The organism is Celeribacter baekdonensis, from assembly GCF_900102315.1.
Lineage (GTDB): Bacteria > Pseudomonadota > Alphaproteobacteria > Rhodobacterales > Rhodobacteraceae > Celeribacter > Celeribacter baekdonensis.
In genome coordinates this window covers 21,431-39,794 of sequence record NZ_FNBL01000012.1, presented here as the reverse complement: position 1 = coordinate 39,794, position 18,364 = coordinate 21,431, and the positions used below count along the sequence as shown (strand labels likewise).

20 protein-coding genes are annotated in these 18,364 nt (G+C 61.8%); 9 read left to right on the top strand and 11 right to left on the bottom strand.

From position 1 onward, the window contains the following. The first annotated feature begins 1 nt into the window (after position 1). From BLT54_RS16760 to BLT54_RS16745, 4 genes are all read left to right on the top strand, one after another. Entirely contained in the window at positions 2-643 is a 642-nt protein-coding gene (locus BLT54_RS16760; protein ID WP_074646434.1) for a hypothetical protein, read from the top strand. 162 nt (positions 644-805) lie between these two features. Further along, the gene (locus BLT54_RS16755) at positions 806-1,045 is read left to right on the top strand and encodes a hypothetical protein (RefSeq protein ID WP_074646433.1); all 240 of its coding nucleotides are present in this window, start codon (positions 806-808) and stop codon (positions 1,043-1,045) included. A gap of 120 nt (positions 1,046-1,165) precedes the next feature. Beyond that, positions 1,166-2,278 carry a Fic family protein gene (locus BLT54_RS16750; protein ID WP_074646432.1) on the top strand — a complete coding sequence of 371 codons (1,113 nt, stop codon included), beginning with the start codon at positions 1,166-1,168 and terminating at the stop codon, positions 2,276-2,278. Positions 2,279-2,483: 205 nt separating this feature from the next. Beyond that, on the top strand, positions 2,484-2,939 hold the full coding sequence (locus BLT54_RS16745) for a hypothetical protein (RefSeq protein ID WP_009574178.1): 456 nt from the start codon (positions 2,484-2,486) through the stop codon (positions 2,937-2,939). An 81-nt stretch (positions 2,940-3,020) separates the two neighbouring features. Here BLT54_RS16745 and BLT54_RS16740 read toward each other — a convergent pair whose 3' ends face one another. From BLT54_RS16740 to BLT54_RS16720, 5 genes are all read right to left on the bottom strand, one after another. Next, on the bottom strand, positions 3,021-3,707 hold the full coding sequence (locus BLT54_RS16740; RefSeq protein ID WP_074646431.1) for a helix-turn-helix domain-containing protein: 687 nt from the start codon (positions 3,705-3,707) through the stop codon (positions 3,021-3,023). A gap of 82 nt (positions 3,708-3,789) precedes the next feature. Continuing rightward, positions 3,790-4,146 (bottom strand): ubiquitination-like system serine protease family protein, encoded by a 357-nt coding sequence (locus tag BLT54_RS22865; protein ID WP_009574180.1) that lies wholly within the window; start codon positions 4,144-4,146, stop codon positions 3,790-3,792. A gap of 8 nt (positions 4,147-4,154) precedes the next feature. Further along, a complete protein-coding gene (locus BLT54_RS16730; RefSeq protein WP_074646430.1) occupies positions 4,155-5,564 on the bottom strand; it encodes a ThiF family adenylyltransferase in 1,410 nt (469 codons plus the stop codon). Further along, positions 5,561-5,941, bottom strand: coding sequence for an E2/UBC family protein (locus tag BLT54_RS16725; protein WP_074646429.1), 381 nt, complete (start codon positions 5,939-5,941; stop codon positions 5,561-5,563). The genes BLT54_RS16730 and BLT54_RS16725 overlap by 4 nt, the downstream gene beginning before the upstream one ends. After that, positions 5,938-6,477: a multiubiquitin domain-containing protein gene (locus tag BLT54_RS16720; RefSeq protein WP_218129403.1), complete on the bottom strand. Its 540-nt coding sequence runs from the start codon at positions 6,475-6,477 to the stop codon at positions 5,938-5,940. Before BLT54_RS16720 ends, BLT54_RS16725 begins: the two co-directional genes overlap by 4 nt. A gap of 162 nt (positions 6,478-6,639) precedes the next feature. On the opposite strand from BLT54_RS16720, the gene BLT54_RS16715 reads away from it, so the two are divergent. The 3 genes from BLT54_RS16715 to BLT54_RS16705 are packed head-to-tail and all read left to right on the top strand — an operon-like array spanning position 6,640 to position 8,415. Then, positions 6,640-7,230 (top strand): hypothetical protein, encoded by a 591-nt coding sequence (locus BLT54_RS16715; RefSeq protein ID WP_009574182.1) that lies wholly within the window; start codon positions 6,640-6,642, stop codon positions 7,228-7,230. Further along, a complete protein-coding gene (locus tag BLT54_RS16710; protein ID WP_074646428.1) occupies positions 7,217-7,630 on the top strand; it encodes a hypothetical protein in 414 nt (137 codons plus the stop codon). The genes BLT54_RS16715 and BLT54_RS16710 overlap by 14 nt, the downstream gene beginning before the upstream one ends. Continuing rightward, positions 7,627-8,415 (top strand): ImmA/IrrE family metallo-endopeptidase, encoded by a 789-nt coding sequence (locus BLT54_RS16705; RefSeq protein ID WP_009574185.1) that lies wholly within the window; start codon positions 7,627-7,629, stop codon positions 8,413-8,415. Before BLT54_RS16710 ends, BLT54_RS16705 begins: the two co-directional genes overlap by 4 nt. A gap of 261 nt (positions 8,416-8,676) precedes the next feature. On the opposite strand, the gene BLT54_RS16700 is transcribed toward BLT54_RS16705, so the two are convergent. From BLT54_RS16700 to BLT54_RS16685, 4 genes are all read right to left on the bottom strand, one after another. After that, complete coding sequence (locus BLT54_RS16700) at positions 8,677-8,949, bottom strand: WGR domain-containing protein (protein WP_074646427.1); 273 nt, start codon at positions 8,947-8,949, stop codon at positions 8,677-8,679. An 84-nt stretch (positions 8,950-9,033) separates the two neighbouring features. After that, a complete protein-coding gene (locus BLT54_RS16695; RefSeq protein ID WP_009574188.1) occupies positions 9,034-9,966 on the bottom strand; it encodes a DUF2493 domain-containing protein in 933 nt (310 codons plus the stop codon). A gap of 362 nt (positions 9,967-10,328) precedes the next feature. Continuing rightward, positions 10,329-11,360: a DUF7146 domain-containing protein gene (locus BLT54_RS16690; protein ID WP_074646426.1), complete on the bottom strand. Its 1,032-nt coding sequence runs from the start codon at positions 11,358-11,360 to the stop codon at positions 10,329-10,331. 3 nt (positions 11,361-11,363) lie between these two features. Further along, positions 11,364-15,740 carry a strawberry notch family protein gene (locus BLT54_RS16685; protein ID WP_074646425.1) on the bottom strand — a complete coding sequence of 1,459 codons (4,377 nt, stop codon included), beginning with the start codon at positions 15,738-15,740 and terminating at the stop codon, positions 11,364-11,366. A gap of 176 nt (positions 15,741-15,916) precedes the next feature. Between BLT54_RS16685 and BLT54_RS16680 the strand changes: the two genes are divergently transcribed. Beyond that, entirely contained in the window at positions 15,917-16,213 is a 297-nt protein-coding gene (locus BLT54_RS16680) for a hypothetical protein (protein ID WP_074646424.1), read from the top strand. Between the two features lie 361 nt (positions 16,214-16,574). Further along, entirely contained in the window at positions 16,575-17,189 is a 615-nt protein-coding gene (locus tag BLT54_RS16675) for an Abi family protein (protein WP_245708041.1), read from the top strand. Positions 17,190-17,244: 55 nt separating this feature from the next. Here BLT54_RS16675 and BLT54_RS16670 read toward each other — a convergent pair whose 3' ends face one another. Both BLT54_RS16670 and BLT54_RS16665 read right to left on the bottom strand, forming a co-directional pair. After that, entirely contained in the window at positions 17,245-17,889 is a 645-nt protein-coding gene (locus BLT54_RS16670) for an antitoxin of toxin-antitoxin stability system (protein WP_074646422.1), read from the bottom strand. Beyond that, complete coding sequence (locus tag BLT54_RS16665) at positions 17,882-18,301, bottom strand: hypothetical protein (RefSeq protein WP_074646421.1); 420 nt, start codon at positions 18,299-18,301, stop codon at positions 17,882-17,884. The genes BLT54_RS16670 and BLT54_RS16665 overlap by 8 nt, the downstream gene beginning before the upstream one ends. Positions 18,302-18,364: the final 63 nt, after the last annotated feature.

The window sequence follows — 18,364 nt, the reverse complement described above, 5'->3', positions numbered from 1 at the left end:
ATTGCGCAAGAAGATCCCGACCATCACCAGGCCCGACCCAGCCTACGCCGCCACCCTGCAACAGGGTGACCGCGAGATTCCCGGGACGGAAGATGAGGCACAGGTCACAGCAACAAAGACAGGCACCCCAGCCACTGACGTTGACGCTGATCGGCACGAGTCAGAGCTTATGCCGGGAGGTACCGTGGCGCCGCACCAAGTCACCGCGGAAAGCTCTGACCCGCATACCAGCCTGAGAGCTCCCGTATCGGCGCGCGCATTGAGCCCGACCCGGAAGATCGACATCAGGGTCAACGCACTCGAACGACAGGAAGCAGCGCTGGAGACTTGTGGTGTTGAGCCAGCACATGTGGTGCGTGCCGCCCTGCGCCGTGCAGTCAAAGGCTGGCAACTGTCGCCGGTCTTCGCCCCAGTCGCTGAGGAGCGACGCACTCGAAACACGCAGTGGCAGGCCCGGACATCTCTGGCAGTAGATGCAGCCAGCCTGGGTGTCCTCCTCCGGGACCACGACCCCCTCGACGTCTTGAGTAAATGGGCTCTGATCCGCGGTCAGGTGGAACCACGCATATGGGGCGAGATCGACAGAATCTTGGAAGAAATTGCTGTTCCCGCTGCATCGCCGCATGAGCAGCCCGGACCTTAAGGAACCTATCTGAAAGGACAACTTTCACTTCGCCGGTGGATTTTTGCCCATACGCGGCCATTCGCCTTGAAGTTGCATAATGCCGCCATTAACACCGCCGAACAGATTTTTTTATGACCTCATTGTTAAAGAGTTACGAGGTCCATTTTGGAGGAACGCATTATGAACACGAAGCCCCGCCTGACTGGCGAACCGATCATGCGCATCCTCTGCAAGACATCTGAAAATCTGGTTGGCTACCTGTACCAATGGAACAATGGTGACGTGCAGCCTGCCTGGTTCGACGGCGCCATGGCGGACGTTCGCTATGAACCATTCTTTCAAGCGCCGGAACAAAACCCCGCCGATCCGAAGGCCCCCAGACCGCGTCAGCAAGGTCTGACGCACCTTGAAAAGGCATAGCTCAAGGCCTCGCGTCGTTTTGTGGGTCACCCCATCGCGCAGGTCCTTTGAGCGATAGAGTTGACTTCTATGCCTCAGAAGTGGTCTAGATGTGAGTTATAGAAAGGATGTCTATAACTCATGGCTTGGAACTGGACGCTGCCTGATTGGCCGGATTTCCGGTATGACGCCTCCGCTCTGGAGCCGTTTGAGCAGACGTTCCTGCTGTCGTCCGGAGAAATCCTCGGCGCGGTCCATCATGTCAGCCAGCCGGAACGCGAGCAACTCCGCATCGAACTGCTCAGCGAGGAAGCGATGCAGACGAGCGCCATCGAGGGTGAAATCCTCGATCGGCTCAGTGTGCAATCTTCGCTGCGCCGCCATCTGGGCCTCGATCCGGACAGCTACCCTGCCAAACCGCGCGAACAGGGCGTCGCGGAAATGATGGTCGACGTCTATTCCAGTTTTGCAGAGCTGCTAACCCATGAGACACTGTACCGCTGGCATCGGATGCTCCTGTCCCATGACCGTCGGTTGGAAACCATTGGGGCCTACCGACAACACGCCGAGGCGATGCAAATCGTTTCCGGCCGCCTTGACCGGCCCACGATCCATTTCGAAGCGCCGCCCTCGGAGCGGGTCATGCCTGAGATGGAGCGATACGCGGATTGGTTCAACAAGACCGGTCCGGGGGGAGCAGAGCCGCTTCCAGCACTGACGCGCGCAGGGCTAAGCCACCTCTATTTCGAGAGTATCCACCCATTCGAAGACGGCAACGGCCGCTTGGGTCGCGCCCTCGCTGAAAAGTCGCTGGCGCAGAACATTGGCCAGCCCACCCTCATCTCGCTCGCCTTCACCATCGAGAAGGAGCGCAAGGGATACTACGATCAGCTTGAGCAGCATCAAAAAACGCTCGACGTGACCGATTGGCTCGTCTGGTTCGCAGAAGTTGTCTTGAAGGCCCAACAGGCAACACTCGACCGCGTAGGCTTCTTCATCAGCAAGGCACACTTCTACGATCGTCACAGAGACCACTTGAACGAACGCCAGGCCAAGGCCATCGCTCGAATGTTTCAGGAAGGCCCTGGCGGTTTCAAAGGCGGCCTCAGCGCCGACAACTATCTCAAGATCACCGGAACTTCACGCGCAACCGCAACCCGCGATCTGCAGGATCTGGTCGAGAAAGGTGCGCTCAGCCGGACCGGTGAGCGACGGCATACGAGGTACTGGTTGAACCTAGACCATATGGAGTAGCGCAAGCGACGATGACTTCATATTGGTATTTATTATCAATATGTTACCAAAATACGCATAATTCGTTTTATGTAATTTTTTTGCCCTATTGATATTTGAATCGGGCTAGCTAAGAATCTGAAAAAACCAGCGCGATAAAATAGCTCCAAGTAGCGCTTTATTGAGAATGCTTCCCCGGATTCAGCCTGATTGAGCTGCAACGAGCATGACGATACAGGACGAAGGCCGCCTGAAGGCGGCATGGAACCAGAAGACAATCCCTGTCGCGCTTCGCCGTGACGGCAAGGGCGAACGGGTCAGGGTCCGCCTTCCTTATGCGGACGACAACTATGCCTGGCTCAGGAATGGCCGGCGCATCCGGCCAAGCTGGAACTCGGCACTGGGATGCTGGGAGAGTCCCAAGGCATGGTTCAATGACCTCGTGAACCGCTGTCTTCGCCGCTGGGGCCTGATCTATGTCATCCAACCCTACCGGGAGCAGGAGATCTGCGCTCCGGCCTGCATGAACGCCATCGGCCATGAGTGCCAGTGTTCCTGTATGGGGGCCAACCACGGCCAGGGCGACGATGGCGGCTGGTTCTCGACAAGCGAGGCCTTCGCGGCCCGATGGGGCGACCGTGAACTCGCCTGTCGTCTCATGACGGTCAGCTCTGAAAAGTAGAGGCCCGGCCGATATGGCCAGGCCTGCGACAGACGTGCAGATGATGGTCATGACCAGACAGAGAGGCCCGTCGAGAACAAATCACAGCTTGGGGCGATCCTGTTCTGGAACCTCCCACGGGTCCTCCAGGGTGACGATGCCGTAGCGGACGCCATCGCGGCCGGCCTTCGGAAGAAAGGTGATCATCCCGATATCCAGGATCATCCCCTTGTCGTGCATGTGCTGCTGTCGGAAGTGACCGAAGTGCGTGAGATATCCGAGGCCCTCCAACTCGAGACACAGCGCGGAGATCGCGGCCGAATACTCAAGCCGCTGGCCGGCGCTGCTCATATCCCAGATCCCGTCCAGATCGGTCATCCAGTCCGAAATCGCGGCAGTCAGTTCGAGGGCATTGCCGGCCTCCACCGCGCCGGCGTTGAACAGGAGCCCGTGCCATTCGCGGTTACGGGAATAGAAGTCGTTGGGCTTCCTGATGGGGGACGTGGGCACGAGCACCGTCTTTTTCAGCGCGCGCTCCATTTCTTCCTGCTGGCGCTTCTCCTCCTCGGGGGTGAGCTTGGAGAAGACCGTGATGTCGAACCCGAGGCCGCGCGCGAGGCTTCGCAAGGTCTGCACCTCGGGCACGTGCCGTCCGCTTTCCACCTTCTGGATCGTGCGGACCGTCAACCCGGAGGTGTCCGCAAGGTTCTCCTGGGTTAGAGAGAACATCTTGCGGATATACTTGCACTGGTTGGCGATATACTCGGCGTCTCGTTCCATCGTTTCCATCAGATCACTCCATGTTGCTGACAGGAATAGCATGGCACGCCGGCTCTGGGGGGTCCCCGAACGCAACCCGAACGCTCGACTGCTATCCCGCCCCGGGGCCGCTGTCCTTGCACCAGTCAATCCGCCCCTGCCGGATCCAGAAGTGACACCGGCATTCGTTCGTCTGGCGGACCGACGGCGAGATGGTCGGGCGCCTCAGCCAGTCTGACATGGCCGTCCACCTGGGCCTCCGGTTCTTGCTGAGGGACAGTTTGATGGTCTCGCCGCACCCACCAGGGCAGTGGAAGCAGGCCCATTTGTCGACGCCATCGCGCACGATGGTCATCTCCCCCGGCACGATCTGATCCGGCGTCGGGTGTCTGGGTGTTACCCTGGCAAGCAGGTCACTTCGTGGAATGAGGCGGAAGAGCTCGAGGCTCTTCCGCAGAATGTCGATCATCATCCCGCTCACCCGATGCGATCCAGGAACGGATCGATGTCGCCGAGACCCCAGTATTCCTCGCTGCCGCAGACCGGGCAGTCGGACCGAGGCTGCGCCGCCTGCGAACGCTCTAAACCCTTGTCGAGCTTGCGATAGCGTTGCCATGTCCATCCACCGCCGCCGCGGAAGTCAACGAGACCGGCAAGAAGTTCGTTCACTGCCATGGTGGCGGCCTCGGAGGTGAAGGTCACGACGGCCGGCGCGGGATTACCTCCGCCGCGGACGTAGGCTTCGGTCTTCTGCCGTTCATATTCGACGGGGTCCGATCGCTGGAGGTCCTCCTCGCGAGCCCTGACGCGATCGACTGTGCCGCGGCAGCCGTGGCACGCCGACGTGGGAAACAGCACGCTGACCCGCGCGGCCATCTCGAGGAGGCCGGGCTCACCATCATCACGGGGCATGAGGACCAGCCCGACATCGATGACCGGGATCAGGTAGAAGTGCGCCACGCGGTTCAGGTAGAGGCGCCCGGCGTGATCGTCCGTGCATCCGAAGATGACGTCGCAGGATTTCAGCGCGTCACGGATATGCGGCGCATCCACCCAGCCGTTCATCGACCGGATCTCGACGTCGAGGCCCATCATCGTCACCTCGCGCGCCATGACGTCGACCTTGGGCACCGCGTTTTCAGCATCCTTTCGGGTCGCGCCATACAGGCGGTTCAGGTTGGAATGCTCGACCACGTCATCGTCGATGACCAAGATGCGCCCCACGCCGAGGCGAGCGAGGAGATGGACCACCGGGCTGCCGGTGCCGCCGCAGCCGACCACGGCAACGGAGAGCTGTTTGAGGAGTCCGTTGACCTCCGGCCCGAAGGCCAGTGCCTGCCGGGCCAAGGCTTCCGACGGGGTCGGCACGTCGGTCGACTGGATCTCGAGCCGAGTGCCGATGACGGTCACGCGGCGACAGGGCAAGGGTGTCATGTCGTCTTCCCAGACCCGTGCCCGGTAGAGGCCGTCACCGACTTGCACGACGCTCACCAAGCGTGTCCCCTCGCCGTTACGGTTCCGAGCCATGGTGAAGAGGTCGCGCTCGTTGCGATCGTCCTGGTCCGAGAAACCGTCGAAGCCTCCCGGGTGACTATGAACGATCGCCGGCACCAGGCCTTCCTCCTTGGCCCGGCGACAGAGCTGGGCGAAGGAGTTGGTATTCCAGGTGACGTGCTTGTCGCTGGCATCGACGCGGTCCTCCTGCGGGATCGCGATGACCTCGTAGGAGGTGTAACGGGTCCGCGGCTCGAGGTCCCAGGGGTCCTGCGCGATCTCGCTTTTGCCGAGCAGCATGTAGGCGGCGCCCTCGTGCCCACGGGGGTGCGCGAGCAGCGCCTGCAGCTTGTCGCGGTGACGGGCGTGGAGGGTGATGTCGCTGCGCTTCATGCCGCCACCTCCAGGGCCTCTTCGACCCGCTTCAGCATGGTCCAGATGCCGTCGGTGCCGGGACGCCACTGGTTGTTATGGCGAGACCAGCGCTGCCAGTTCTGGCCATCAAAGGCCTGGCGTGCCTGCGTGCAGCGGGGCTCACGCTGGCCGACAAGGAGCTTCAGATGCGGCACGGCGTAGAACATGTCGGGGGCGACCTCGGGATACGAGGGCGGCAGCAGGATCAGGATATCCACCTGGGCGACCTGATACTTGCCTTCCGGCAGCGTGATCCCGGTGAGGATCACGCCCTTCTTTCCGCCTTCGATGACCTCGCGAACGGTGATGCCGCGACCCTCGAGGTAGCGGCGATCCTGACGGGGGAGGAGGCTCATGCCGCACCCCCTTCCGTGGTCTGGGGCACGCCGGTGAAGAAGTGCTCCAGGCCAGTATCCGCGAGGCAGATCAGATCGGTGTCGCCGACCAGGATGTCATCCTTGCCGGGGATCACCTGCCAGACGGCGAACTTCGCGGGATCGACCCCGGCCAGCTTCTTGAGCACGCGCCCGCTGATGACCTTGTGGCCCCACTCGAGGCGTTTGCCATCGATGTCGAAGCGGAAGGATTCCGCGCTCGGGAAGACCAGGAAGCGCTCGACCTGGCCAGGGCGCAGATCCGTGGTTTCCTCGAGGCGCAGTTCTTCAAGTTCACCGTTGCGCAGCACCTGGAACACGAGGTGTTCCTCGGCCTTACGGAAGTCGGCCCCCTCGATGATCTGGCGGCCGGTGGGCGTCGGATCGTCGATGACGGCGTCGGTGAACTTCAGGTCGTGGTCGCCGACTTTGACCTTGTAGGGTCCGTGGTCGCGGGGCTTGCGGCCGGCCTTCAGGGCGGCCTGGAGATCTTCGATTTCCATCTGTTCGGTAGTCATGGCAGCAAATCCTTTTCTTGTCTGCTCGACGCCCGCAGCAGGCGCCATCAATGGTGTATGCGCGGCACAAGAGGGTTCGCGTTCTTAGCCTTGATATTTTTTTGAATTTTCTTGACTGCGATAGGTCGCTGCGTGCGCATATGTATATTAAGAGCAGCGAAGATGGCGATTGGCATGGCGAAAGACACACCCCAAGAGTTCAATACCCTCAAGGAATTCACTGACGAACTGGACCTTCTCTTCCGCGATGATGTCGCACTCAGAAAGCTCCTTCAGAAGGCGCGCAACTGGTGCATTCGGAACAACCGAGTCGGCGACGAGGAGGAGGTCCTTCAAGAGGCCGTCATGAGGGTGATGAAAAGTGAGATCACCGGGACACGCCAATGGCCCAAAGGTGTTGCACTTATGGACTTTCTCTCCGGCGTGATGCGGAGCATTGCATCGGAGCGGCCTAAGATCGGGTTTCGCAAGAACGCCGACAAAGACATGGAGGCCGCGAAGGACATTGCCTCGTCGTGCAACCAAGAAGGGCAGCTCTTCGAGAAAGAATTTATGGCCCGCTTCATGGCGCTCTTCGAGGGTGATGACGATTCACAGCTATACCTCCTGGCTCTGGAGGAAGGGCAATCGAAGTCCGAGATCATGACGGGCCTCGACTGGAATGAAAGGGAATACAACACGGTGGTGCAGCGGGTCAAAAGGACACGCAACGCACACCCGGAAATGAAAGAGATGCTCAATGGCGAAGGATAAGAAAACCTTTCAAGATCGCCTGGCGGAGGAAATCGACGAAGCTATCACGAACGCTTCAGACGAGGATATTCGAAAAGAGGCTGAAGAGGCCGGGGAGGACATTGCTGCTTTCGGTGATCGCATGAGAGCTTGGCTGGAGACCGCGAAAGACGAGGTCGCCGAAATGGCAATGAAGGAAGCCAAGGCCGCAGCTGAGCAAGATCGTGCAACGCGCGACCAAAATGTCGTCTCCATGGCTCAACGCAGGCCTGCGAACAGGCCTGGCAACTTCATGCCCGATACGGTGGCCGCTCGTCATGGAAAGAAGCTGTCGGAGAGAGACAGAAAAGGGATCGAGAAGGACTTGGAAGACCTGTTCGACGATGACGCTTGGCCTGACAAAAACGGCGATGAAGAATGACTCATTCTCCGCGTCGTGCTGAGGAGATCCTCCAGGCTTTGCGCCTGAAGCGACCGGAAGACATCAACCTTGAAGCCATTGCCTGGCTTCAAGGTGCCAAGGTTGACTACCGGGAAATGGACGGATGTGAGGCTTGCATCCATGGTCGAGCTGACGTCGGCCGCGCGATAATCGCCGTGAATGACGCGCATGGAAATCTACGGCGCCAGAGGTTCTCCCTCGCACACGAACTGGGGCACTGGGAATGGCACAGGGGAGAACATCTGTTTTGTGCAAAAGAGGATATCGGGGGTAGCAAGGGGCGGGAACGAGGAATGTCCCGAGAGAAGGGCGCCAACCGGTTCGCCTCAGAGCTGTTGATGCCGGAGTTCATGCTCAAGAGCGCTCTGAATGACTTCAAGAAATTCGATATGCGCACCGTCCGTCTTCTTTCGGACGCCTTTTCTGTCAGCAAGACGGCCATGGCGTATCGCTTGGTGGATCTGGATTTCGAGCCGAGCCTCCTGGCCTCTTACAGCCGCGGCGGCCTCAACTGGTTCAAGAGATCGAAGAGCGTCGGGGAGCGATGGTTCCTGCGTCGAACACTTGACCCGCAGAGCAACGCTCACGATATCCTGCACAAGGGAGCCCGGGACGACATCTCGCTGTCTCTTATGGACGCGGACACCTGGTTCGATACAGAGGGCGCCGATCGGTATGAGCTTGCTGAGCAGTCGTTCCGTGTGGGTGACGACGAGGTCATGACCTTGCTGGTCCTGAAGAGCGAATACATGATGGCGCGATAAAAATTCACAACTTCAATAGCTTCTTCACCCAGCAAGTGCTCAAGCTGACTTAAATTTACCCACGCTGTATTGACGAGATGCCTCAGACTGTCTCCCAAGCATGCGTTCGTACACCTGCCGCTCCTGCTCTAGATCACGTGCTTGGTCGGCTTGCGCTTCACGTTCACAGCCTTTCGCGTATCGCTTCAAAGCAATACATCTCTTGGGAAATGACCGTGCAGCGTTTGAGTTCAAAGTCAGTGGCTGCATCGGGCCGCTTCTTCAAATTTCGCCCAATAATTTGTAGCCCCGCCGCTTCTTCGTCGCCGACAGCTTCATCAGAGCGTTGACCGCCCTGCCCTCGTCATCATGCTGTTCGATTAGCATCTGCCCTCGAAGCCCGATACGGCCCCATTCCCGCACAAGGCATGCGCCGCCAAACAGGTCCGGCTGAACGCTCATTCGATAGAAGCGCCGCATGTTGAGAGACGGGTCGATCCGCTTGAGATCGACCGTTGTCGGGAACACTTCCATTTGCTGCGACGTGTCGAACATGTTGTTGGCGCCTCTCTCCAGACCACAATATCAAGCGCTCTTCGACGTTTCCACATTGTTCTGTCCCGAAAAGAAAGAGAGGGCTCACGCCCCCTTCTCGAACTTCATGACCGGGATGCCGAGCTTCTTGGCCTTGTCGGCGAGGTTTTCCTGGATACCGGTTCCGGGGAAGACGAGGACCCCGACCGGGAGCACATCCAGCATCGCGTCGTTGCGCTTGAAGGGCGCTGCCTTGGCGTGCTTGGTCCAGTCGGGCTTGAAGGCCACCTGCGTCACGCTGCGAGCCTCGGCCCATTTGGCGGCGATGAGCTCTGCGCCTTTGGGGCTGCCACCGTGCAGGAGGACCATGTCGGGATACTTGGTCCGGACCTGGTCGAGCTTGCCCCAGATCAGGCGGTGATCGTTGAAATCGGTCCCGCCGGTGAGGGCGACCTTGGGACCAGCGGGCAGCATCACTTCGGTCTCGGCGCGGCGCTTGGCGGCCAGGAAATCGCGGCTGTCGATCAGAGCGGCGGTCATGTGCTGGCGGTTCACGATTGATCCGGTGCGGGGGCGCCAGGTCGATCCCGTGTGATGGACGAACTCGGTGGCGGCGTGATCGCGCATCATGTCCATGCAGTTGCGCCGTTCAACGAGAGTCAGGCCTTCGGCCGTCAGGCGCTCGAGTTCGACGGACTTCACTTCGGAGCCGTCCTGCTCGCGCTGGAGGCGGCGCTGCGCCTGCTCGTTCTCATCGAGCGTCCGCTCGATCCGGGCCGTGGCGCGGTGGAAGAGGTTGACCTGGCCCCAGAGCACCTCTTCGAGGTCGGGTTCCATACGGGTGTCTTCCAGGGTCGCGACGAGGGCGTCGAAGATGTCGGCGACGGCGACGGCGAGGCGCTGCCCATCGGGCATCGGGCGCGGATCGGGCCCGTCAAAGGGGCGATAGCCGTAGAGCTGGAGCTCGTCGAGCGCATGGGCGGTCTGGGATGCGCTATGGGCGGGTTCATACGCGTCGTCGTGGGTGTGGATCGTCATCGGTTTCTTGCCTCCGGGCCTGTCTCGTCCGCGCGTCATCCCGCGCGGCCTTCATGGGCAGACCCGAGCCGTCGGGGCGGTTGCCCCTTCACCCCGGCTTCACCGGGGCCGGAACAACGTGGAGGAGGTCGGCAGGGAAGCTATTTGTCTCGCGATGCAAAGGCGGCTTTGCCGCCGGCGGAAATAGCTTCCCTTCCGACCTTGCAGGGGCAACTGCTTTGACGGCCTGCCCATCTCTTGAAGGCCGCTCGGGTGACGGGTGGATGCGGAAGGCCCGGGATGGGGTGAGGACGACGATCCAAAGCCACGACTGGGATGCAGCCCCCTTCCCCGTACTCCCAGCCCCCCCTGCGCGATGCAGCTCAGCTGGGCAGGCGATGCCGATCCTCTGGCCCGATCTGACCCGCCAGATGCTGGCGCAGCGCGTCCTTGCCGTTTGCCCGAAGATCATCGTTGAAATCCCCGAGCCGCGGCTCCAGCACGCGCACGTGCACCCCGACCTCGGAGGCTCTGGCGCTCAACTTCTCTGCCGCGCGATGCCCGGCCGGATCGCGATCGATGGCGATGTAGAGGCGCTGGAGCCCCTCCGGCAGCAGAACCGCCCCGAGGTGTCCCGACGAGAGCGCCGCCCAGACGGGCAGACCTGGGATTGCCTCGGACAGGGACAGCATGGTCTCGATGCCTTCGCCGATGACGAGGATGTCATCCTGCGGGGTCAGCCTGACAGCATTGCCGAGGAGGTGACCCATAGCCCGACGCTCTGGCTTCACTGCCGCCTTCCCCTGCCCGTCAGCGGCCAACCAGGTGCGATGCACGCCCTGAACGGCCCCTGCCCCATCGGTAACCGCCGCGATCATCGCCGGTCTGGGGATGTTCCGGGTCTGCCCCTCTTCCCGATGCCAGCACTTCGGGTGGAAGCGTAAGGCGCCGTTCGCCCCGAATTGGGTGATGCCTCGGGAACGGAGGTAGGTCTCAGCAAGCGTGCCTGTGATCGGGTTCGAGGCAGCGAACAAACGCGCCGCCGCCGCAGGAGTGCCACCGAGCGCCTTGGCCTTCCTCGGCTCTTGCCTATCCGGGACGACCGGCTGCGGACGGCCAAGATGCGCTCGGGCCTCGGCGAGAAGGTCGGGGAAGCGCGTGATCCCCATCCGGGCGCGGATGATGTCCAAGAGATCGCCATGCTCGCCTGTGGCCCCATCCGTAAACTTGCCCGCTGCCCCTGGTCCCGACGCAGGGCCCGTCAACCGCACGAAGAGCGACCGGCCGGGGTTGTTCTGCAGATCGCCGACGATCCAGTAGGATCCTTCCCGCCGTCCGGCGGGAAGGTAGGCACGACAGACGCCTTCGGCATTTTCAGCCAGATCGCGCACGAGGTCTTCGGTCTCGGAATACATGGGTCAACAACCTCCGCGATCATGTAGCCTTGCAACAGGACAACGTGCAAGCAGACGATCCAGTATCGCGATGCCATCGGCGTCGGTCGGGCAAAACAGCCGAAGCTTCCAACTGATAATCTCCGAGAAGAAGCCATCGGCCTTGAGCCGATCCTTGGCTGCCTCCGAGAAGCCCGACAGTTCGATCCGGTTCGCGCCCATGACGCGCGAGCGGTACAATTCCATCCCTTCGGACAGGCACACCACGGTCTTGCCCTCCAGAACGAGGGCATGGATCTGAGCGGCCGAGAGCTTGGGCGCATCGGTGGCCAGCGTGGTCGCGACCCAGGCAGGCGAGACGCGGCGGCCGATGATGCGCTGCCCGTCATCGGTCTGCAGGCGATAGACCCGGGTTTCATCCTGGGGAAGCTGCTTCCAGATCGGCAGCAGCAGACCTGCCACGATGTGCAGCGTGGAGCCCGAAAACTCCGGCACCTCGGCCAGTTCCGCAGTCCACGCCGCAGTGAAGGCCGCGCGGTCGGCCTCGAGCCAGTGGGTGTCCTCCATGACCTTGGCCGGGACCGTGCTGGCATCAAGCGGGCGGATCAGGCGCAGGCGCGGCTCGATGGTCCCATCGTCCAGCATGTGACTAGTGGCGGGAACCTGCACGGCAGCCCGGCCCGAGCGGCTGTTGATGAGACACCGCGCCTTCGGGTCATCCAGCCAGTCGAACGCATCCGCGAGCGAGGTCGGCGTGTTGCGGCGTTTCTCCGCGATGGTGAGAAGCTGGGTTTCTGCGCCGGAGCCGGGATGGGCGTAGATGACACGTGCGTCGGTCACTCGAAAGCTCTCGGCACGGAGTGTCTCGAGCCCGAGATCGTAGACCCCGGCGGCGATAGCACCCGCAATTCGCTGATCGAGCAGCTCCTCGAAGGCCGCGAACAGCACGGCCTGCATGTCGATCGTCAGCGCCAGCAGGCGATTGAGGAAAGTCGTGATCGGCGGCAAGTCGTCTTTTAGCCCGTTGTCGTCGGTCAGGCTGAGACCTGTCGCGTCCTCAAACGCCCCGAGCGAGCAGCCAACGACATCGCCACGATAGATGCGGCGGTAGAGTTGGCGCAAAGCATCACGGGCGTAAGGCGACTCGAGGTTGTCCTCGGGTCGGAACAACCCTTGCCCGCCAGTCTGGCGCTGGCCGCGGGTGATCGCGCCAAGCGTGTCGAGACGACGCGCGATGGTCGAGAGGAACCGCTTCTCCGCTTTGACATCGGTGGCGACCGGCCGGAACAGCGGCGGCTGCGCCTGATTGGTGCGGTTGGTGCGCCCGAGGCCCTGGATCGCCGCATCTGCCTTCCAGCCGGGTTCCAGGAGGTAGTGGACCCGCAAGCGCTGGTTCTTCGCCCCGAGATCGGCGTGGTAGCTGCGCCCGGTGCCCCCGGCATCCGAGAAGATCAGGATAGGCTTTTCGTCATCCATGAAGGCGGCGGTTTCCGCGAGGTTGGCCGAGACCGCCCGATTTTCCACGACGAGGCGCGCAGCACTTCCTTCGCCCTTGCGCACGATACGGCGCGACCGGCCCGTGACCTCGGCGACGAGGTCGGTGCCGAAGCGCTGGACGATCTGGTCGAGTGCGCCCGGCACGGGCGGAAGCGAAGCCAGTTTCTCGATCAGCGCATCGCGCCGTCGGACGGCCTCGCGGCATTCGACCGGTTGGCCGTCTCGCGTGACGGGGCGCGACGAAAGATTACCTTCGCTGTCGGTGAAAGGCTCGTAGAGCTGCACCGGGAAGGAATGGGCAAGGTAGTCCAGGACGTATTCCCTGGGGGTGATGTCACAACGGATATCGTTCCATTCGTCAGTCGGGATATCCGTCAGGCGGCGTTCCATCAGTGCCTCGCCCGTCGAGACGATCTGGATGACCGCCGCATGACCCGCAGCCAGATCGGCATCGATGGATGCAATCAGCGTGGGGGTCTTCATCGAGGTGAGCAAATGGCCGAAGAAGCGCTGTTTGGCGCTCTCGAAGGCTGACCGCGCGGCGGATTTCGCCTGACGGTTCAACGTGCCGCTCTCGCCAGAAATGTTCGCCGCATCTAACGCCGCGATCAGGTTGTTGTGAATGATGGCGAAGGCCCCGGCATAGGCATCGTAAATGCCGCGCTGCTCGGGGCTGAGCGCATGTTCGAGCATCTCGTATTCGACACCGTCATAGGACAGCGACCGCGCCGTGTAGAGACCGAGCGCCCGGAGGTCGCGGGCAAGAACCTCCATCGCCGCGACACCGCCAGCCTCAATGGCTTCCACAAATTCCGACCGGGTCTGAAAGGGGAAATCCTCCCCGCCCCAGAGCCCGAGACGCTGCGCGTAGGCGAGGTTGTGGACCGTCGTCGCGCCCGTGGCCGAGACATAGACCACGCGGGCATTCGGAAGTTTGTGCTGCAGGCGCAGACCCGCCCTGCCCTGCTGCGATGCCATGGTATCGCCCCGCTCGCCTTTGCCCCCGGCGGCATTCGCCATAGCATGGCTTTCGTCGAAGAGGATCACCCCGTCGAAATCCGCCCCGAGCCAGTCGACGATCTGGTCGACGCGGGATTTCTTGGCCGCCCGCTCTTCGGAGCGCAGCGTCGCATAGGTGGTGAAGAGGATGCCCTCGGTCAGAGGGATGTCGCGCCCTTGTGCGAAACGCGACAGCGGCGTCACCAGAAGCCGCTCCTGGCCAAGCGCCGACCAGTCGCGCTGCGCATCCTCCAGAAGCTTGTCGCTCTTCGAGATCCAGAGCGCCTTGCGGCGGCCTTGGCACCAGTTGTCGAGCAGGATCCCAGCCGACTGGCGGCCCTTGCCCGCTCCGGTGCCATCGCCGAGGAAGAAGCCGCGGCGGAAGCGGACGGCGTCAGCGGCATCGTCCGGTGCAGCGGAGACCACGTCACCGGTCTCATCGACGGTCCAAGACCCAGTGAGATGCGCGCCATGCGCCTCCCCCGCGTAGATGACGGTCTCGAGCTGCGCGTCTGACAGCAGGCCGTCACGCAGGATGGCCGGGGGCAGCTTGGGGCGGTACGTGGGTTTCGGCGGTGCGACAGAGGCCATGGCCGCCGATTGCACAAGCTTGGTCGGGTGCGATGCGGCGTCTGGGATGTCGATAGCCTGCAAACGGAATGTCTCGTAGATCGCGTCGGACAGCCGTGCGGCATCTTCGTCCCCGGCGACGTCGCGAAGCGCGTAGTTTAGGTCTTCGACCTCGATCGGTATGTCTGATTTCGCCGGTTGAGCTGCGGAGGTCGCGCGGGATCGGCTGACGGGTTTGCGGGGGGTCGGGGCAGGACTTCCCGGGAAGAGGGAAGTGTGGCCCAGACTCACGGTAGCTGCCGGATCAAGCTCCAGGCGCGGCGGGACCTCGGCAGTGACCCGAGACATCAGATGTGCCACGTCCGGGGACGTGGGCTGGCGCAGGTCTGCGGTGGTGCCGCCCGGCTCACCGCCGCGGCATTTGTCAAAGACAGAAATCCGCGTCTCGAAGCTGGTGCCGTGCTTGGCGAAAGCTGCGCCCGACACCGCGCCGGAGAACACCAGATGCGCGGTCTCGGTCAGACGGCCGAAGGTCTCGGCCCAGGCAGGCGCATCCGGCGCGAAACCAGCTCCGGTAATGGCGACGAGCCGTCCGCCGGGGGCCAGACGCGCGAGGGCCGAGCGCAGATGCCGGGCCGTCGCCTCGGTCGACCGACCATCGACATTGGCTTGGGCCGAGAAGGGCGGGTTCATCAGGATGACGCTCGGGCGGGTCTCTTCGCCGAGATGATCATCGATCTGCGCGGCATCGAACCGGGTGACGGGGCGACCCGGGAAAAGCAGCCGAAGAAGGTCGGCGCGGGTGTCCGCCAACTCGTTCAGAGCCAGAGTGCCGCCGGCGATCTCGGCGAGGATCGCCAGAAGCCCGGTCCCGGCCGACGGCTCGAGGACGAGATCTCGGGGCGTGAGCTGTGCTGCCGCCACAGCCGTGAGCCCCATAGGCAGCGGCGTCGAGAATTGCTGAAAGCGCTCCATCTCTTCCGACCGCCGGGTGTGCGTGGGTAAGAGGCCTGCCACCTTGGCGAGGATCGGCAAGAGCGCCGCAGGCGAGCCGGCACGCGCAAGCAGCGCCCGACCGAACTTTTGCAGAAAGAGGATCTGCGCCACCTCACCCGCCTCATAGGCGAGCTTCCAGTCCCAGGCACCGGTCGCATCGGAACCGCCAAAGGCATGTTCCATCTCGCGGCGCAGGTGCAGCGCGTCGATCTGAAGTCCTTGCGCCAGATCGGGCTGCAGCGCTTCGGCAACAGCAACGATCGCAGGGGCAGGATTTGCTGCCAACGGAACAACGGGCGCAGGCAAGGACGCCTGCGCAACAGGGGCAAGATGGGTCATCGGGAAACTCCGGAATGAAGGACAGGATCAGGCCCGGACACCCTATCTCGGGCAGCCTCGGACCTGATCTTTCCCGGCCCCTCTCTCCCTCTCGCACCAAGGTGTTCCCGACGCTTGGCTTGATTTTGTTCTTGTTATGTTCTATTTTAGAACCAAGCCAGAAAGGGGGTTCCACAATGGAAAGCACCAAGCACGCCCTGCCCGTAACGCCCAAGCAGATTGCCTATGCGCGGTCGCTCGCCCTGCGCAACCGAACGCTCCTGCCCTGGGAGGTTCAGCAAGACCGGCGATCTTTGAGCGCTTGGATCGAGGCTCAGGCCCAGATGAAACCGGTATCGGACATGGACCGGCTGCCCACGTCCAAGCAGGTGGCCTTCGCTGAGAAACTCGCCCGGATCAAAAGGCGCGCCGTTCCGGACGAATGCTTCCGCGACAAGGGGCTCATGTCGAAGTGGATCGACGGGAACAAGTGACAGGAACGGGGCGCTCGTCCCCCGACGAACGGGGTCACAGGCCTGCGGTATCTTCACACGTCATAACTCTGAGCTTGGAAAAGCCATTCCTGGTGAAGGTCGACTAGAAGCAGAATAGTGGGATGACCAAGCGCCACCGCACCATATTGGGCTGAGAGTTTGCCTCGCCAAATCTTCTTGGATTTCCGTAAGTAGATGTATAAAAAGCGAAAACCCGCGAGGACCTGTAACGGCTGTCGCGGGCTTCTAAGGGTTTGAAGGCCTGACTTTGCCTTCGATTGCTCTCATATATGGGTATCTTCGCACGACTGTCAAGCGCAGTGTGAAAGTCGTGCGAACAGTCGATCGGAGCATTAAGTACTTGGTAACAAATATAATTTCTCAAGAACGCCTCACGAAGTACCTCATTGCTGCTGGTCACGATCCAGATCACGCTCTCGCCCTCTATGGCTGGAACATTCAGCTCAGTGAGGCTTTCTTCCCTGTACTGAGCGCAGCCGAGGTCAGTCTAAGGAACATAATCGTCGCTCGCCTCATCGCGCTCTATGGTCCGCAATGGTGGGATGACCCTGCCTTTCTCTTGCAGATCAAGAGCGGCGGCAAGCGCATAGTAAAAACAGCACGCGACAAGCTCGTCACAACGGGCGCGGTTACCTCAGGGCGAATGACCGCAGAGCTCAATTTTGGATTCTGGGTGAAAATGCTGCTGCCAAGGCACGAACCCGTCTTCTGGGCAAATCTGCATGGAGACTTCCCTCACCTGCCGGGGCCTGTTTCCTATGCACAACTATACAAGCGCTGTGACGATGTCCGTGAATTTCGCAACCGCGTCTTTCATCATGAACCAATTCATCATCGAAATATCACCGCTGAGTATAGTCAGATCATGGAACTGATTAAATGGTTGAGCCCAGATAAGGCCATCTGGATCAAACAATATTCCCGGGTCATGACGGTCGTGCGGCAGAAGCCGTGAGCATTGCCGACTGACAACACCTAGCCCCCGCTTGTCTGCGTGGAACGAGATCAGCTCACCCAAACCGCCGCCCTCCTTCCGTGAACGTATACTCGTTGACGATGATCCCCTCCTCGATGGCCTCATCCGAAGTGAGGTGGTCGTATTCGGCCTCAAGCCGGCGGTAGAGCCAGCGGGCCAGATCACGCAGCGCCTCGGTCACGACTTCTTCCGCGTCCTCAGTCGGCGGCTGCCAGGTCGCGCTGTCCCGCGTGACGTCGATTGACATGGTACATTCATGGTAATAGCGGCCACGGTGGCTGGCCTCCGCGGCGAGCTGGTAGAAATTCCGCCGCTGGATGGCCTGCAGCCGGTCGGCGATGCCATGCAACGTCGTGTCCGTGGGTACGTAGTCCCGGATGCGCGCGGCCGCGCCCTTGGCGTGGGACCAGTAGCCCTCGAAGCAGGCCCCGTCGCCCTGGCTCCAGAAGCCGGAGAACCAGATGCAAGGCTTGGCCCGCGTCCCGCCACCCATCAGGCGGATGGGTGTGGTTTTCAGGCGGATGCCGAGGATCTCGCAGACCCGCTCAAAATCCTCATAGACCGCGTCCCACCAATCGTCATGGGGGCCAAGCTCGCGATACCAGCTGCGCGCCTTCTCCTTGGCGGCATCCGAGAGTTCGGGGAACTGGTAGACGGTGGTGCAGATCACCTCAGGCATCGATGCCCTCCCCGTTCAATGCTGCGGCCAGCCATTCTTGCGTGCTGGACCAGCCGATGGATTTGCGCGTGCTGAGATCGATGGCATGCGCGCCGCCACCAAAGGCGTCGAGTCGTGGCCGAGAGCAGGTCAGGGCATGCTGGAACCCCCAAAGCCCGGTGAGATCGAGGTCGTCCGCAAGGCGGAGCACGAAGCGGATGACGGCTTCGACATCGCCGTCGTCGTCATCATGGATCCAGAGGGTGCTGCCCTCGGGCGCGTCCTGATGCACGAGGGTGAAACCCGCCACCTCCGGATCGTCGGCGTCCTGATCCGCTGCGCGCAGTTTCTGGAACAGCGCGAGTGCACGAGCAGCCTTGTCGGGGGTGCCGACGTCGAGCAGGCATGAGAAATGGGTGAAGTAATCCGCCATGGGGACCTCCTGAATGAGGAAAACCCGGCCGGGCGGCCGGGCGTTGTGTTGGAATGAAGGGGT

Coding starts and splice junctions, on each gene's coding strand:
- BLT54_RS16755 (WP_074646433.1), top strand. CDS start 806: ATGAACACGAAGCCCCGCCTGACTGGCGAACCGATCATGCGCATCCTC.
- BLT54_RS16750 (WP_074646432.1), top strand. CDS start 1,166: ATGGCTTGGAACTGGACGCTGCCTGATTGGCCGGATTTCCGGTATGAC.
- BLT54_RS16745 (WP_009574178.1), top strand. CDS start 2,484: ATGACGATACAGGACGAAGGCCGCCTGAAGGCGGCATGGAACCAGAAG.
- BLT54_RS16740 (WP_074646431.1), bottom strand. CDS start 3,707: ATGGAAACGATGGAACGAGACGCCGAGTATATCGCCAACCAGTGCAAG.
- BLT54_RS22865 (WP_009574180.1), bottom strand. CDS start 4,146: ATGATCGACATTCTGCGGAAGAGCCTCGAGCTCTTCCGCCTCATTCCA.
- BLT54_RS16730 (WP_074646430.1), bottom strand. CDS start 5,564: ATGAAGCGCAGCGACATCACCCTCCACGCCCGTCACCGCGACAAGCTG.
- BLT54_RS16725 (WP_074646429.1), bottom strand. CDS start 5,941: ATGAGCCTCCTCCCCCGTCAGGATCGCCGCTACCTCGAGGGTCGCGGC.
- BLT54_RS16720 (WP_218129403.1), bottom strand. CDS start 6,477: ATGACTACCGAACAGATGGAAATCGAAGATCTCCAGGCCGCCCTGAAG.
- BLT54_RS16715 (WP_009574182.1), top strand. CDS start 6,640: ATGGCGATTGGCATGGCGAAAGACACACCCCAAGAGTTCAATACCCTC.
- BLT54_RS16710 (WP_074646428.1), top strand. CDS start 7,217: ATGGCGAAGGATAAGAAAACCTTTCAAGATCGCCTGGCGGAGGAAATC.
- BLT54_RS16705 (WP_009574185.1), top strand. CDS start 7,627: ATGACTCATTCTCCGCGTCGTGCTGAGGAGATCCTCCAGGCTTTGCGC.
- BLT54_RS16700 (WP_074646427.1), bottom strand. CDS start 8,949: ATGTTCGACACGTCGCAGCAAATGGAAGTGTTCCCGACAACGGTCGAT.
- BLT54_RS16695 (WP_009574188.1), bottom strand. CDS start 9,966: ATGACGATCCACACCCACGACGACGCGTATGAACCCGCCCATAGCGCA.
- BLT54_RS16690 (WP_074646426.1), bottom strand. CDS start 11,360: ATGTATTCCGAGACCGAAGACCTCGTGCGCGATCTGGCTGAAAATGCC.
- BLT54_RS16685 (WP_074646425.1), bottom strand. CDS start 15,740: ATGACCCATCTTGCCCCTGTTGCGCAGGCGTCCTTGCCTGCGCCCGTT.
- BLT54_RS16680 (WP_074646424.1), top strand. CDS start 15,917: ATGGAAAGCACCAAGCACGCCCTGCCCGTAACGCCCAAGCAGATTGCC.
- BLT54_RS16670 (WP_074646422.1), bottom strand. CDS start 17,889: ATGCCTGAGGTGATCTGCACCACCGTCTACCAGTTCCCCGAACTCTCG.
- BLT54_RS16665 (WP_074646421.1), bottom strand. CDS start 18,301: ATGGCGGATTACTTCACCCATTTCTCATGCCTGCTCGACGTCGGCACC.